The organism is Flavonifractor sp. An52 (assembly GCF_002159385.1).
Lineage (GTDB): Bacteria > Bacillota > Clostridia > Oscillospirales > Oscillospiraceae > Flavonifractor > Flavonifractor avicola.
Genome location: NZ_NFIB01000003.1, coordinates 16,161 through 30,731 on the forward strand (window position 1 = coordinate 16,161; position 14,571 = coordinate 30,731).

General features: G+C 59.3%; 10 protein-coding genes. All 10 read right to left on the bottom strand.

Annotated elements, in window-relative coordinates; genetic code table 11:
• Positions 1–19 precede the first annotated feature (19 nt).
• A complete protein-coding gene (locus B5G06_RS01590) occupies positions 20–1,777 on the bottom strand; it encodes a dynamin family protein (protein WP_087187362.1) in 1,758 nt (585 codons plus the stop codon).
• Complete coding sequence (locus tag B5G06_RS01595) at positions 1,752–3,515, bottom strand: dynamin family protein (RefSeq protein ID WP_087187363.1); 1,764 nt, start codon at positions 3,513–3,515, stop codon at positions 1,752–1,754. The genes B5G06_RS01590 and B5G06_RS01595 overlap by 26 nt, the downstream gene beginning before the upstream one ends.
• Positions 3,516–3,556: 41 nt before the next feature.
• The gene (locus B5G06_RS01600; protein WP_087187364.1) at positions 3,557–4,087 is read right to left on the bottom strand and encodes a hypothetical protein; all 531 of its coding nucleotides are present in this window, start codon (positions 4,085–4,087) and stop codon (positions 3,557–3,559) included.
• 38 nt (positions 4,088–4,125) lie between these two features.
• Positions 4,126–5,397 (bottom strand): hypothetical protein, encoded by a 1,272-nt coding sequence (locus B5G06_RS01605; RefSeq protein ID WP_087187365.1) that lies wholly within the window; start codon positions 5,395–5,397, stop codon positions 4,126–4,128.
• Positions 5,398–5,727: 330 nt separating this feature from the next.
• On the bottom strand, positions 5,728–7,218 hold the full coding sequence (galT, locus tag B5G06_RS01610) for a UDP-glucose--hexose-1-phosphate uridylyltransferase (RefSeq protein ID WP_087187366.1): 1,491 nt from the start codon (positions 7,216–7,218) through the stop codon (positions 5,728–5,730).
• Positions 7,219–7,220: 2 nt separating this feature from the next.
• A complete protein-coding gene (gene galE / locus B5G06_RS01615) occupies positions 7,221–8,213 on the bottom strand; it encodes a UDP-glucose 4-epimerase GalE (protein ID WP_087187367.1) in 993 nt (330 codons plus the stop codon).
• 40 nt (positions 8,214–8,253) lie between these two features.
• Complete coding sequence (locus B5G06_RS01620) at positions 8,254–9,540, bottom strand: galactokinase (RefSeq protein WP_087187368.1); 1,287 nt, start codon at positions 9,538–9,540, stop codon at positions 8,254–8,256.
• A gap of 189 nt (positions 9,541–9,729) precedes the next feature.
• Positions 9,730–11,385, bottom strand: coding sequence for an ABC transporter permease subunit (locus B5G06_RS01625; RefSeq protein WP_087187369.1), 1,656 nt, complete (start codon positions 11,383–11,385; stop codon positions 9,730–9,732).
• Between the two features lie 131 nt (positions 11,386–11,516).
• Positions 11,517–13,025 carry a sugar ABC transporter ATP-binding protein gene (locus B5G06_RS01630; RefSeq protein ID WP_087187370.1) on the bottom strand — a complete coding sequence of 503 codons (1,509 nt, stop codon included), beginning with the start codon at positions 13,023–13,025 and terminating at the stop codon, positions 11,517–11,519.
• A 197-nt stretch (positions 13,026–13,222) separates the two neighbouring features.
• Positions 13,223–14,518, bottom strand: a complete 1,296-nt coding sequence (locus B5G06_RS01635) for a substrate-binding domain-containing protein (RefSeq protein ID WP_087187371.1) — start codon at positions 14,516–14,518, stop codon at positions 13,223–13,225.
• Between the last annotated feature and the right edge of the window lie 53 nt (positions 14,519–14,571).

The window sequence follows — 14,571 nt, forward strand, 5'->3', positions numbered from 1 at the left end:
TCCGGTCGTTCTCTGTATCTTATCCAACTCTGGGACCGTCTTCCCACTCCCGCAGCAAAGCCTGGGTATTACTCCAGGCCTGATTGACCGTCTGGCGCAGATTGTCCAGATTCTGCTCGTAGGCCCTGCGCTGACCGTCCAGCTGGCGATACTGCTCCTGCTGCCTCTGGGCCAGGCGTTCCCGCAGTGGTTCATTGCGCTCCGGCAGCTGAGCGCAACAGCTGCCCTTCACCGCCTCGGCGGTGTCTACAATTCGCTGAGCCATGGCTTGCACCGAGCGCTGCAAATAGGGGCGGAAATAGCGGATGAAGTTGCAGTGAGCCAGATCCGGCACGTTGGGATAAGGGCCGTCCACCCAAACAAAGCTCTGGGCAGTCCATGTATCCTCTGCTTCCTGCAACAGATAGCCGTACTCCTTCATCAGCGGCTCATCCACACCGGCCTGGTTGCCCACCACGCTGATCTGCTCCAGCACCTGGGCAAGCCGGCTGAGCAGCATGGGTTTTAATTGTTGCTGCCAGCAGCCATCCATCTGTTCCGGGATCTGCAAGATCACCGGATTGATCGCCTGGAATACCACCATATGTTCCGCAACCCTGACCCCGCTCAGCGCCCGGATCACAGCGGCTGTCGCCTTCTCTTTCTCCTGACGCAGGGGCTCCAGCACCAGCTCCATGACGTCCGGCTGCTGCCGGAAAAGTTCCTCCAGCTGTTGGGAAAAATCCCCAAAAAAGCGTTGGGTACGCCGCTGCATCTCCCGAAGTCTATCCTCTTCCCGCCGGAAAAAGCCCTCCCGCTCCCGCTGGGCCTCCTCCAGATGGGTCACTACCCACTCCATACCGGCAGCCGCCTTCCAGACGGCACACTCCATCTGGCGGCCTGCCAGAGTCTTTTTCAGGTCGTTGAGAAAACCTTCAAAATGACTCTGAGCCAGCAGCTTTTTCTGGTTGCTCACGAAGGACTTCAGGGCCAGGGAGGCCGAGACACCGCTGAGCCGAACCTGGTCCAGAACTCGGTGGGCCTTCCGCAGCACCTCTTCTGAGGCCCGGCGTTCCTCCAGCGCCCTAAAAACCTCCTGCCGGATGCGGCGGCTCACCGCCTCCACGTAGTCCTCGTACACATAGTCGTCCTCGTCCAGCTGGTCCAGAAAGGTCATGACGAAGATAATGTCATCGATGTTTTTGCTCTCCAGCATCTGACAAACAAAGTCCCGCTCGGTGCTGCTGAAGGGTACCCGGGCGTGGATGGGCATAATGACCGCATCCACCTGGGGCAGAGTCTCCAGGGTAATGCGGGTCATTTCCCGCTCGTCGTTCAGGCCCGGAGTGTCAATGATCTCAATATGGTTCTGACAGATAACGCTGGGATAGTACAGCACCGTCTCCTGTACGGTCTCAGAGACCGCCCGGCCCTCCTCCGTCAGCTTGGTCACATAGTCCGCCAGCCGGTCCACCGGGATCTCCTGCTCCCGACCGTCCCGGAAGCGCACCACCGCCCGCTCCTCCACTCCGTAGGTAATACGGTTTACGGTAGCAGTGGTGGGGGTAGCGTCCGCCGGCAGCACCGGCAGACCCAACATGGCGTTGATGAGGGTACTCTTTCCCCGCTTAAACTCCCCCATCACCGCCACGCGGTAGCGCTTGGTGCGAATCAGCTCTTTACACTCCTCTAACCGCTCCGTCAGGGCCGGATCCAGCTCCATGACCTCCAGCATCTTCTGCATCTGGACCAAATCCTCATATAATTGAAACTCAACCGCCTTGACAGAGTGCTCCATCGTCCGTACCTCCACCTTGATGTCTGGTCAGCCGTGCGATGAGGTTCTCTGTCTCCAGCAGCAGCTTGTCCAGGCTGCCGCCCCGCTCGTCCGCCATGGATTCCGCCGGTTTTCTGGTCTGTGTATCCAACCAGAGTTCCTTCCGCTGCATGATCTCGCCGCACATCCGGCGGTAGGCCTGATTGATGTTTTGCTCAGCGGCGGAAATTGCCCGTTTGGTAAACTGCTCCACCTGTCCCTTGACCGCTTCCAGCACCTTGCCCCTCTGCACGTCCACACTGGAGCGGAATACCTTCTCACCCAGCACCGTGCTGCCCGCGCCCAGGCACAGATTGGTAACAATGGCAGCTGGACCGCCTGTACCGGCCAGCAGTACATACCCGGCGGCAGTAGCCAGGGTTCGTCCTACCTGAAAGTTGACCTTTTTCTTCTGGATGTCCTCCAGTCCGGCGATCTGTTCGCCGCTGCCGATATCGATCAGATCCTTGTCCATGATGCCGATGCGGCCCACCGACAGGGTCTGCCGGTAGTTGCGGGCCATAGTCTCGTTGATTCCCCGAAGATCATCGCTGAAGGTCCTGGCAAACTCCTGCTCCATGGCGGTGGAAAATCCGGTCATCTCCATTTTCATCCGGTAGGGGTAGTCCTCCTCCCACCACCGCTTGGGTTCACTGACATGGGACAGCTCATATTGGAATTTCTCCAGCAGCAGCTGCTCCTTCTCAGCGGCAAAGCCGCGGATGCTGCTGATACACGCCGGGGCCCGGTCCTTCAGTTCGGAAATCATCATGTCCCACAGCTGTCCCGCCTGCTCTGCGGCTTGTCTGGCTGCCTGCTGCTGGTCCTGAACCTTTTGGGTTCGTTGATTCCTGGCTTGCTCCGCCCGGCAGCGCAGATCGTCGGCCGCTATGGTCAACAACCCAGCCAGCCGGTCCCGGGCCGCCTGCTCCCGCAGCTGGCTGTGCTCCGGGGCATCTGCCCAGTCCATCAGCCGTCTGATGATCTGCTCTCGGCCGCCGGGGACTCCCTCTTCCCCGCTCCAGCCATGGGCCACGAACACCTCCACCACCGGACTGATCTCCCGGACCTTGTCCCGGATATGGGCCACTACCCTGGCCCGGGACTCCTCCTCGATCTGGTCCAGCTTGGTGATGACCACCATGATGCGGGGCACTTCCCGGGCCAGCAGCCGGCTCTGGATCCATTTGCGCTCCGTGCCGCTGACCGGCGTACGGGCCGAGACGGCAATGATCACGCCGTCCGCGCCGGTGAGGGCCTCCTCCGCCAGGATGGTCCGCCGCTCCACAAGATCCCCGGTGCCCGGAGTGTCCACCAGCTCCAGCCGGTGCTGACCCAGCCAGGGAATGTCCACGCCCACATAGAGGGCGCCCTGCGGGTCCGCTCTGCCCTCTCCGGCCAGAAACTGCTGCCATGCCTGCTCTTTCAGCGGGTAACCCGTCTTTTTTCCATCGGGGCCTACATGGACCAGCATCTCCTTATTATGGTAGGTCACTGTGGTACGCAGGGCGGTCGTGGGCAGGGTCCTGACCGGCAAAATCGGCCGGTCCAGCAGCTCGTTGATAAGACGGCTTTTACCTCGGGAGAACTCCCCCACCACCACTACGCTGAATTTACGGGCATTCACCCAGCGATGGAGCCCCTCCGCCTGCTTGGCCAGCTTGGCATAGCGCCCTGCCGCCAAAATACTGCAGGCCTGGGTATATTCCTCTTTCCACACGTCTGCCCACCCTCTTCTCTATGATAATCTCTTCCGTGCCTTCAGATGGGACAGAAGAAGCGATAAAATCTCTGATCGATCCGCAGATACTGGGGGTACTGGTCCGGCTCCATCAGACGGCAGAACAGAGCCCCCATCTCCTCCCGGGCAGTAAAGGGCTTACCCTGAAGAATGGCCCGTACCATCTCATCGTAATAGTCATACAAGCAGGCACACAAAGCCTGGTATTCCTTTCGCCCTATCCCCGCAAGGGCCTCATGGGGAAAAGATCCCACAGGCTTTGACCAGTCCAGGTCCTGCCAGCCCTGCTGATGGGGATAAACGGTATAATCCAACAGCATATCCGGGTTGCCCAGGGGCACTGTGGCCGAACAGTACAAGGGATAAAGGATGGTCTTATCCCCCGCCCGTCCCCGGGCATAATAGGGGATGGTCACACACAGGGTCTTGCCCAGCCGCCGGATGGCAGGCCAGCCGGACACCAGTTCCTGGGGAATGCTTTTTCGCCGGAATTCGCCCCGGTTAAAGCTGCGGATCAGCTGATAAACAGATGGTATCTGCATCTCTTGCATCGCACTTTGCTCCTTTCACCAATGACACGTCTGTTCCCTCAGGCGTAAGCCTCCACCATATAGCAGCCGCTGTCCTCCCAGGCGTCCATAAACTCGTCCAGAGGGACCTGAGCGCCGCCGCCGTTGGAGGCGCCGGGGTCATTGAGGATCACCATAGGCTCATCCGGGTCGGTATAGTCGATGCCAATGACCTGTACCGCGTGATCGGCCTGCATACCGGGACCGAAGTTATCGTCATTGACCCCTTCCCACAGCTCGCTGCTGTCCACCGCCACAATGACCTGACCGCCGTCCTGGAGACATTGAGCGATATCATCGATGGAATTGCCCTGGCTGCGCTCCACGTCCAGTCCCATATGCTCCAGGATGTTGCCCACGTCGTCCATGGGGGTACCCGCCTGGGGCATATACCAGCCGTTAGCCTCGGCCAGATCCCGCAGGTCCGACTCCTCAAATTCCTGCCCGGTAAGCTCCTCCAGCACAAACTCCTGGGAGGCTACCGCACAGCTGCTTCCAGTCTCCTGCCAGTGCCAGTTCTCCATGGCACTTTCCGGATCACCGATTACCTTATCAGGGTCGGCCTCATCGGGGTCAAAGGGTTCAAAATTGGGAACTGCGCCATAGCCGGGGTCGGGCTGAGGCTCCACTTCCGCCTGAGGTTCAGGCTCGTAGAAGGGGTCCGCCTCGTCGTCAAAGATCTGATCGTCCTGATCATCGGGACGATTTTGGTCGTCCGCCTGAGGTTCACGGTCGTCGGGCGCAAGCTCCACACCGTGGAACACGCCGTCGCCATCCAGGTCCTCCGTCATCTGGAATGCATCGAAGCGGCCGTCTCCATCTGTGTCCATGGCCGTATGGGCCATATCAAAGACGCCGTCTCCGTCCAGATCCACAAACTGGTCCAGGCGTTCAAACACACCATCCCCATCCAGATCCATACCCATCTGCTGATAATCAGCCAGACCGTCTCCATCCAGGTCCACAGCAACGGTATCCACATTCAGATCGGCAACTCCGTCCAGGTCACCGTCCACACCCACACTTACCCGCTGGGCATCGATGATGCCGTCTCCATCCAGGTCAAAAGCCTGGTTGACCAGCTGGGTCTCCAGAATGCCATCCCCATCCAAATCCACTCCCTGCTGTTGGACTACCATGTCAGGGATGCCGTCCCCGTCCAGGTCCACCAGTACCGGGTCACTGTTCTGCTCCTGACCTCCCGCCTGGGACATAAGCCCATCGTCCGGCTCCTTCGGCAGGTCATCCAGGTCAAACAGGTCCATGAAGTTGTCCAACATATCCGCAAACATGATCATGCTCCTCTCTGCACTCATCTCTGGATTGATACCGCTGATTGCGTCTTGGGAAAGGGCTGTTTCGGCCTGGGCAGGCCGGTCCGCCCACCATTTCTTTCCTCGTTTCACTGTCTTCCCTCCGTGTGCCGCCACCGGCCCACAGTTCCGACCAGTTCCGACTGGATTCTGCAATTTTATCTCTTCCAGTATACCCAATTTATTCCTCTCTGACAATAGAAAGATGGACGCACCTTACAGAATATCCGAATTTCACAGAGCCGCATATGCAAAATCCCCCGGCGCTGAACGCGCCGGGGGATTTCAGCCGTATGAAGTTGAACTGCCTTACACCTGGCTCAGGAAACGGAGGAAGGCCTCCTTGCCCTCCGGGGTACGGGCGTAAACGCCGGCGTGCTCCAGCACCTTGGCAAACACCAGGCCAGTCTCGTGGTAGACCACGTCCAGGGCGTTGTCAGGAGTAATCTGGGAGGCAAAGCCCTCCGCCCAGTCAGCGTGGGATGCGGTCAGCGGGTCGGAGCGCAGGTCGCCGCCCTGCGCCAGCTTGTCCGCCACCGCCGCCAGTTCGGTCTTGAGCCGGGCAGGCAGTACCGCCAGGCCCATGACCTCGATGAGGCCGATGTTCTCCTTCTTGATGTGGTGGAGCTCGGCATGGGGGTGGTAGACACCCAGGGGATGCTCTTCGGTGGTGATGTTGTTGCGCAGCACCAGGTCCAGCTCGTAATCGCTCCCCCGCCGCCGGGCGATGGGGGTAATGGTGTTGTGAGGCTCACCGTCGGTCTCGGCGTAGATGAAAGCGCTCTCATCGGTATAGCCCCGCCACAGGGTCAGGATGCGGTCGGCCAGATCGATAAGCCGCTGCGGCTGGGCGCAGGTGAGGCGCACCACCGACATGGGCCACTTGATAATGCCGGCCTGCACATCCTCATAGCCCGGGAAGGTGAAGGGGGTCTCCACCGGTGCTTTCTCCATGGCGAAGGTATAGCGGCCGCCCTGGAAATGGTCGTGGGCCAGGATGGAGCCGCCTACAATGGGCAGGTCGGCGTTGGACCCCACGAAGTAGTGGGGGAACTGACCCACGAAGTCCAGCAGCTTGCCGAAGCAGGCCTTGTCGATTTTCATGGGAGTATGGACACTGTTCAGGCAGATGCAGTGTTCATTGTAATACACATAGGGAGAATACTGCAAAAACCAAGGGGAACCATTGATGGTAATGGGCACAATGCGGTGGTTTTGGCGGGCGGGATGGTTTACCCGTCCGGCATATCCCTCATTCTCGGCACACAGCTGGCACCGGGGATAGGCCGAAGCGGGCAGGTTGCGGGCCGCCGCAATGGCTTTGGGGTCCTTCTCCGGCTTGGACAGATTGATGGTAATATCCAACTCGCCGTACTCGGTCTGGGCCTTCCACTGCACGTCCTTGGCAATGCGGTCCCGGCGGATATAGTTGGTGTCCTGGCTGAATTTGTAGTACCAATCGGTGGCCGCCTTGGGGTCCTGACGGTACAGGTCGTTGAAGGTGTCAATGACCTGGGCGGGACGGGGCGTAAGGGCACCCATAAGCCGGGTGTCAAACAGGTCCCGGTAAGTTACGGTGTCCTCGGGCAGCATTCCCCGGGCACAGGCGTCGTCGGTGAGGGCGCCCAAAATAGCGGGCAGTTCCTCCTCCCCTACCGGTCCCACTTCCGGCAGGGCGCAGCTGTCCACCCGCAGGATGTCCAGCAGGGTGTTTACTGCCCAGATCCGCTCCTCAGGCCGGACAAGACCCTTCTCCACGGCGTAGGACACCAGCTTGGCAATAGCCTGGTCACGCTCCATGCTCAGCCCTCCTCAAAGCCGTTGGGATGGCTCTTATGCCAGGCCCAGGCGGAGGCCACGATGGTGTTCAGGTCGTTGTACTGAGGCTTCCAGCCCAGCACCTTGATGGCCTTCTCCGAAGAGGCGATGAGCTGAGCGGGATCGCCCGCCCGGCGGGGAGCCATCTTGGCGGGGATGGGGTGTCCGGTAACTGCCCGGGCCACGTCCACTACTTCCTTTACGGTAAAGCCCACACCGTTGCCCAGGTTGAACACGTTGTTCTCCCCGCCCTTGAGCAGGTAATCCAGAGCCAGAATATGGGCCTGAGCCAGGTCGGTGACATGGATATAATCCCGGATGCAGGTGCCGTCCTTGGTGGGATAGTCGTCGCCAAACACGCTGACCGCCTCTCGCTGTCCCAGGGGCACCTGGAGAATGATGGGGATCAGATGGGTCTCAGGATTGTGGGCCTCGCCGATCTGGCCGGAGATATGGGCACCGCAGGCGTTGAAGTAGCGCAGGGCCACGTATTTCAGGCCGTGGGCCTTGGAAACCCAGCTCATCATGTGCTCCATGGACAGCTTGGTCTCGCCGTAGCAGTTGGTGGGCACAGTACGGTCGTCCTCCAGGATGGGCACCCGCTCCGGCTCACCGTAGGTGGCGGCGGTGGAAGAGAATACGATCTTGTCCACGCCGTGGGCCACCATGGACTGGAGGAGCACCATGGTGCCGTGGAGGTTGTTGTCATAGTACTTCAGAGGATCGGACATGGACTCTCCCACCTGGGAGGAGGCGGCAAAGTGGATGACGCCCTCGATGTCCTCGGCCTGGAACAGGGTATCCAGAGCCCCCCGATCCCGGATGTCCAGCTGATAGAATTTTGCCTTGGGATGGACTGCGGCTTTGAAGCCAGTCTGCAGGTTGTCGGCCACCACCACGTCCCGGCCGGCGTCAATCAGTTCATATACCGTATGGGAGCCGATGTATCCGGCTCCGCCCAATACCAAAATCGCCATTGTTCAGACGCGCTCCTTTCACTTCACTGTATGCACTTGTTCAGGGCCAGAGAACGGTGCCGCCCACAGGGCGGATGGACAGCACATGACAGCTGCCGTCACCCAGGCAGGCCTCCACCTGCTTGCGGAAACGCTCCAGCAGATCCAGCGGCACAAAGGCCTGGATGGTACCGGCAAAGCCGCCGCCGTGAACCCGGCAAGCGCCCCGGCCGGACAGAGCCCGCTCCGCCACGGTGAGCGCCACCGCCATGGCCTGCTCCTTCACCGCGCCCATGGGAGTAATATTCTGGAGCAGATCCCAGGAGGAACGGCCCGACTGTTTCACCACTTCCAGGAAGGTATCCATATCTCCCTGCTCCAGGGCGTCGGCCTCCAGCTTCACCCGCTTGTCGTCGGCAAAGAAGTGGAGGGCACGGAGCACCGCCCGGTCCCCTACCGCCTTCCGCAGCTGGGGCAGGGCCTGGATCACCTGATCCTCCTCCACTTCCCGCAGCACCTGTTTACCAAAGTAGGCTGCCACCGCCCCCATCTCCTGAGGCACCGCAGCGTACTCAGCCGTCAGGTCGGCGTGGCTGGCCCCCGAGTCAATGATACACAGGGCATAGCCCAGGCCGGCCAAATCCACCGCCACCGTCCGCACCACAGGGGCGGCAGGGTCGGCAAAATCGATGGCCACCGCGCCGCCCACGGAGGAAGCTGTCTGGTCCATTAGGCCGCTGGGCTTACCGAAGTAAATGTTCTCTGCCTTCTGGCCCATCTGGGCAATGGTCACCGGGTCCAGTTCGTCCCGGCAGAACAGATGATTCTCGATGACACCCAGCAGCACCTCGCAGGCCGCCGAGGAGGACAGGCCGGAGCCGGGCAGCACCTCAGAGGTGGCATATACATCAAAGCCGGATACAGGATAGCCCCGCTGGGCAGCCTGCGCCGCCATACCCCGGACCAGAGAAGCAGTGGACTCTTTCTCCTCCTCCTTGGGCTCCAGGGTGTCCAGGTTCACCTCCACCAGGGGCCAGCTCTCAGACTGGAACCGGATGGTGTTGGTGCCGTTGGGGGCGGCGCAAGCCAAAAAGTCCAGGTCCACCGCGCCGGCCAGCACCCGGCCGTGCTGATGATCGGTATGGTTGCCGCAGATCTCGGTGCGGCCCGGGGCGGAGCACAGAGTCACAGGTGTGTTCTCCCCCGCCCCAAAGGTCTTTTGAAACCCATCCAGCAGATCCGCCACCCGTTTCCGGCCGGCGGTAAGGTCATGACACAGCAGGCCCTTCAGCGGGCCATCCAGCTCCCCTGCGTTCAGTGCGTTACGCACAGCGCCCAGTTCTTGCATGGTTCTTCTCTCCTTTTGCGTTCCGGACAGAGCGGGCAGGCCCCACTCCTCGGACTGTTTCTTTCATCATAGCACATTCCGCCCTCAAATCCAATCCCTGACAGAGCGGTGTACAAAGAAAAACCGCTGCAAAGCAGAGCGGTCCCCCGCGTCTGCCCTGCAGCGGCTTCGCGCTTTTGCTTGATGGAATTACTTCTTCTGCACGTACTTCAGGCAGTCCAGCATAACAGCCACGAGGATGATGATGCCGGAGAACACAAACTGCAGGTTAGTGTCGATGCCCAGAGTGGTCAGAGAGTAGGTCAGGGCGGTGAAGATGAACACGCCCACCACACAGCCGGAGATCTTACCGATGCCGCCGGTGAAGGAGATGCCGCCCACCACGCAGGCCGCGATGGCATCCATTTCCCAGCCCTGGCCATAAGCGGCGGAGCCGGAACCGGTCATGCGCAGGCACTCCAGCCAGGAACCGAAGCCGTAGAGCACACCGGCCAGGACGAAGGCGCCCACAGTGACCTTGAACACGGAGATACCGGAAACCGCGGCGGCCTCAGGGTTGCCGCCCACAGCGAACAGGTTCTTGCCGAAGGTGGTCTTGTTCCAGATGAACCACACCACCGCCACGGCGGCTACCGCCCACAGGATGATGGTGGGGAAGCCGTTGATGCGGGGAATGACCATGCCGGGAATGGTGGAGTCAATGCCGCCGAAGGACACGCCCTTGGTGGAATAGGTCACCAGGCCGAAGATGACCAGCATGGTAGCCATGGTGGAAATGAAGGGGTGCATCTTGAACTTGGCGGTGAAGAAGCCGGCGATGGTGGTGAAGATGGTGCACAGCACGATGCAGACCACCAGAGCCAGGAACACCCGGACGATCACGGGGATGCCGGAGAAGTCAAAGAGGTAACCGAACACGCCGCCGGTATTGGGGCCGGAGTGCATTACGATGGTGGCTGCCGTCATGCCCATACCAACCATACGGCCGATGGACAGGTCGGTACCAGCCAGCAGGATGAGTCCCGCCACGCCCAGAGCCAGGAACATTCTGGGAGAGGCCTGAGACAGAATGTTGAGCACGTTGTTTACCGTCAGCAGCTGGACATTCTTGATGATCGGGGTGGCAATACAAAGGGCAATGAAAATAATGATAATGGCGATGTACAGGCCGTTTCTCAGCAGGAAGTCACGGCGGTTGAAGGTGTACTTGTAGTTCTCCCACTTCTGAGACATGGTCTCACCGAAGGTGAACTTGCTCATCCGCAGCATATCGATCAGGTGGAACTTGTGATCGAAGGCGGCATGGCGGCGGTCCTTGACCTCCTGCAGGTCCTTGGTCCGCTTCATCTTGGCGTCAAACAGGCGGTTCTTGTGGACGTATTTCTCGTCCTTGATCTCGTGGGGATCGCTCAGCTTGGAGAGGGTCGCCTGATGCTCCTTATTGAGCTGATCCACCGCTGCGGCGTAATTGGTCAGGGCCTGCTGCTTCTCTTCTTTGCAGCTGGCGGTGACCGCCTGATAATAGTCGGTGTCAAAGTGTGCTTTCAGATAGGCCTCGGCATCGCCAATCAGCTTGGAAACCTGCTCCTTGTTCTTGGCCTCCACCTCTTTGGCCTTTGCCAGCTCTGCCTGATACTCCTTCAGCTTGGCAGCCTTCTCCTGGGCCGTATAGATCTTATCCCGCTTCAGGCTGTCAATGCTATTCTGAATGTCGATAACCTTGTCTGTGCCGTCCGCCCGCAGGGCGTCGATCTGTGCCTGGATCTTACCGACATACTCGTCAATAGGCTGACGCAGTTTTTCCTCCTGCTCAGCCGTCAGAATTTTCGAATTATTTGCTACCATAAGCAATTTCTCCCACTATAATGTCGCTCAGATCATCCGCTGTACGGGTGATCTGCGGGGCCTTACCATATCATGGCGTTCAGCCTTTGTTGCAATACACACAAAGCACGTATGCTTTGTCCCCTCCACCATTACAGGTACTTTGCACTCAAGCGCAAAAGCTCCTCCTGATTGGTCTCCTTGGTGTTGACGATACCGGACAGGTGTCCGTTGGACATCACGCCGATCCGGTTGGTGATGCCCAGAATCTCAGGCATTTCGGAAGAGACCACGATGATGGTCTTTCCCTGCTTGGCCATTTGAATGATCAGCTCATAGATCTCATACTTGGCGCCCACGTCGATGCCGCGGGTAGGCTCGTCCATCATAAATACCTGGGGCTCCCGCTCCAGCCACTTGCCGAAGATGACCTTCTGCTGGTTACCGCCGGACAGGCTGGTAATCATGTCGTCCGGTCCCATGCACTTGGTGTGCATGACCTTGATCTCCTTGTTGGTGGCCTTCACCATCTTGGGCGTGGACAGAGCCATACCGGACTTGTACTGCTGCAGGTTGGCAATGGTGGTGTTAAAGGTAAGGTCACACTTGAGGAACAGGCCGTTGGCCTTACGCTCTTCGGTGATCATGGCGAAGCCGTGTTCAATAGCCTCTTTGGCGCTGTTGAAGTTCATCAGCCGGTTTTTGAAATACACCCGCCCAGCCGCGCGGGTACGCACACCGAAGATGGTCTCCAGAAGCTCGGTACGACCGGCGCCCACCAGGCCATACAGGCCGAAGATCTCGCCCTCCCGGACGTCAAAGGTGATGTCCTGAAGATGAGGCGCGTACTTAGTGGACAGGTGCTGCACCGAGAGGATAGTGTCTCCCGGCTGATTGTCCACCGGCGGGAAGCGGCTCTCCAGGGAGCGGCCCACCATGGCGGTGATCAGCTCGTTCATATTGGTCTCCTTGGAGGGCTTGGTCATGACCAGATTACCGTCCCGCAGGACCGAGATCTCATCGCAGATCTCAAAGATCTCGTCCATCTTGTGGGAGATGTAGATCAGGGCAATGCCTTGCTCCTTCAGCATCCGCATCATCTCAAAGAGCTTGTCCACTTCCTGCACGGTCAGAGAGGAAGTGGGCTCGTCCAGCACGATCACCTGCGAATTGTAGGAAATTGCTTTGGCGATCTCACACATCTGCCGCTGCGAAACGGACATATTCCGCATTGGCTGGGTCAGGTTGACGGTCATACCGAGCTTTCGGAACAGCTCGGAGGCCTTTTTCTTCATCCCGCCTTCATCCACAATACCTGCGGAGTTGGTGGGATAGCGGCCCAGGAACAGGTTATCGATGACGTTCCGTTCCAGGCACTGGTTTAACTCCTGGTGCACCATGGCAATCCCGTTTTCCAGGGCGTCCTTGGGGCCGGAAAAGCTGATCTCCTTACCATTGAGGAAGATCTTGCCTTCGTCCTTTTGGTAGGTACCAAAGAGGCACTTCATCATGGTAGACTTACCGGCGCCGTTCTCGCCCATAAGTCCCATGACCGTGCCCCGCTTCACATCCAGATTGATGTGGTCCAGCACCCGGTTCCGGCCAAAGGATTTGCACATACCACGGATTGACAGGACAATATCATCTTTCGCATCTGCCATTCTCGTTACTCCCGTTTTGCATATTAGCAGTTTCAGCGAAAAGTCTGATTCTGCCGGTTTTTCACTAAAATGCGCTATTAGGGAGAATTCCTTCTCCCGAACGGAGAGTTCCTCCTCCCGTACGGAGAATTCCTTCTCCCTAATAGCAAGCGGTTCTTAGTTCTGATTCAGTTTGACCTTAGCGGCCGCACTCACAATTACTGGCTCAGAATGCCGGTGTAGGAAGCGGCGTTGTCAGTCTTCACCATGTTGATGGCGAAGGCGTCATAGGCGCTGGGGTTGCCCAGACGGTTGGTGATGTTGGACTCGGTCTGACCGTCGCCAGCGATGTACTCCACGTTCAGGTTCAGCAGATCGTCGTACTTCTGCAGCAGGGGCTGATAGGTGGAGCCCAGGAAGTTATCAGCGGAGTTGTAGATGTTCAGCCACACGTTCTTGGTGGGGTGAGCAGTGGCGTCCAGCTGATTGGAGACGGGAGCGTAGGTCACAGTGGAATCCAGGAAGTCCTGATAGTTGTCGGCGGTGACAGCCACGTTCAGAGCGTAGTAAGAACGGGTCGCCTCGTCATAATAGAACACGTCGTCGGTCAGCACGTTGCCGGCGTCGTCCTCGGTGCCGATACCCATGTCAACGTCCACGCCGTCCAGAGCGTTACGCAGCACACGCAGGGTCAGGTAGGCCTGCACGTCGGCGTGCTGGCTGATGGTGCCGCCGTAACCTTCCGCGATAGCGGCAACGGCGTCAGAGTTTGCGTCATAGCCGAAGGTGGGAACCTTGTTCTCCTTGGACCAGGCGTTGAACATGGACATACCCATGCCGTCGTTGTTGGAGACAACGATGTCGATCTGATCGCCGAAGGAGGAAGCCCAGGTGCCGATGGCGTTGCCGGCGGTGGCAGCGTCCCAAGTGGCGCCGGCGGAGTTCTTCATCTCCTGAGAGGCCAGCTCGCGGATGGTGTAAGTGGTGCCGTCCACCTCGATGGAGCCGTCCTTCACGACGGTGGAGGAGCCGTCAGCGTTGGTGCCGACAGGAGTGCTGTCGATGGCACCGTCCTTCTCAACGCCGGTGCCCAGAGCAGCGCGGACGCCGCGGGTACGGGCAATGGAGTCGTTGTGGCCGATGTCACCCACGGCCAGCACGTAGCCGATGATGCCGTCGCCGTTGCGGTCGATCTCAGCAGCATGAGCCTTGATGTAGTCCACGATCATGGTGCCCTGCAGCTCAGCGCCCTGGTTGGCGTCAAAACCCACATAGTAGGTGTTGTCGTTAAAGGTCAGAGCAGTCATGTCCAGCTCGCCGGTGGAGCTGTTGGAGGGCTGACGGTTGAACCACACCAGGGGCTTATCCTTGTTGGCAACCTCGGTGGTGGAAGCGCCGCCGCCGCTGGTCTCCTGGGAACCGGAGGGCTGGGTGCCGCTGTCGCCACCGCCACAAGCAGCCAGACTGAGTGCCATGGCAGCGGACAGGGACAGTGCAAGAATTCTCTTCTTCATAGCAATTCTCCTTTTTCCTTGGGATTTTGCGGGGTTCTTCCTCATATCCCCGC

Excerpts from the sequence above, each read along its gene's own strand:
- B5G06_RS01590 (WP_087187362.1), bottom strand. The coding sequence starts at position 1,777 with ATGGAGCACTCTGTCAAGGCGGTTGAGTTTCAATTATATGAGGATTTG.
- B5G06_RS01600 (WP_087187364.1), bottom strand. The coding sequence starts at position 4,087 with ATGCAAGAGATGCAGATACCATCTGTTTATCAGCTGATCCGCAGCTTT.
- B5G06_RS01605 (WP_087187365.1), bottom strand. The coding sequence starts at position 5,397 with ATGTTTGCGGATATGTTGGACAACTTCATGGACCTGTTTGACCTGGAT.
- galT (WP_087187366.1), bottom strand. The coding sequence starts at position 7,218 with ATGGAGCGTGACCAGGCTATTGCCAAGCTGGTGTCCTACGCCGTGGAG.
- galE (WP_087187367.1), bottom strand. The coding sequence starts at position 8,213 with ATGGCGATTTTGGTATTGGGCGGAGCCGGATACATCGGCTCCCATACG.
- B5G06_RS01620 (WP_087187368.1), bottom strand. The coding sequence starts at position 9,540 with ATGCAAGAACTGGGCGCTGTGCGTAACGCACTGAACGCAGGGGAGCTG.
- B5G06_RS01625 (WP_087187369.1), bottom strand. The coding sequence starts at position 11,385 with ATGGTAGCAAATAATTCGAAAATTCTGACGGCTGAGCAGGAGGAAAAA.
- B5G06_RS01630 (WP_087187370.1), bottom strand. The coding sequence starts at position 13,025 with ATGGCAGATGCGAAAGATGATATTGTCCTGTCAATCCGTGGTATGTGC.
- B5G06_RS01635 (WP_087187371.1), bottom strand. The coding sequence starts at position 14,518 with ATGAAGAAGAGAATTCTTGCACTGTCCCTGTCCGCTGCCATGGCACTC.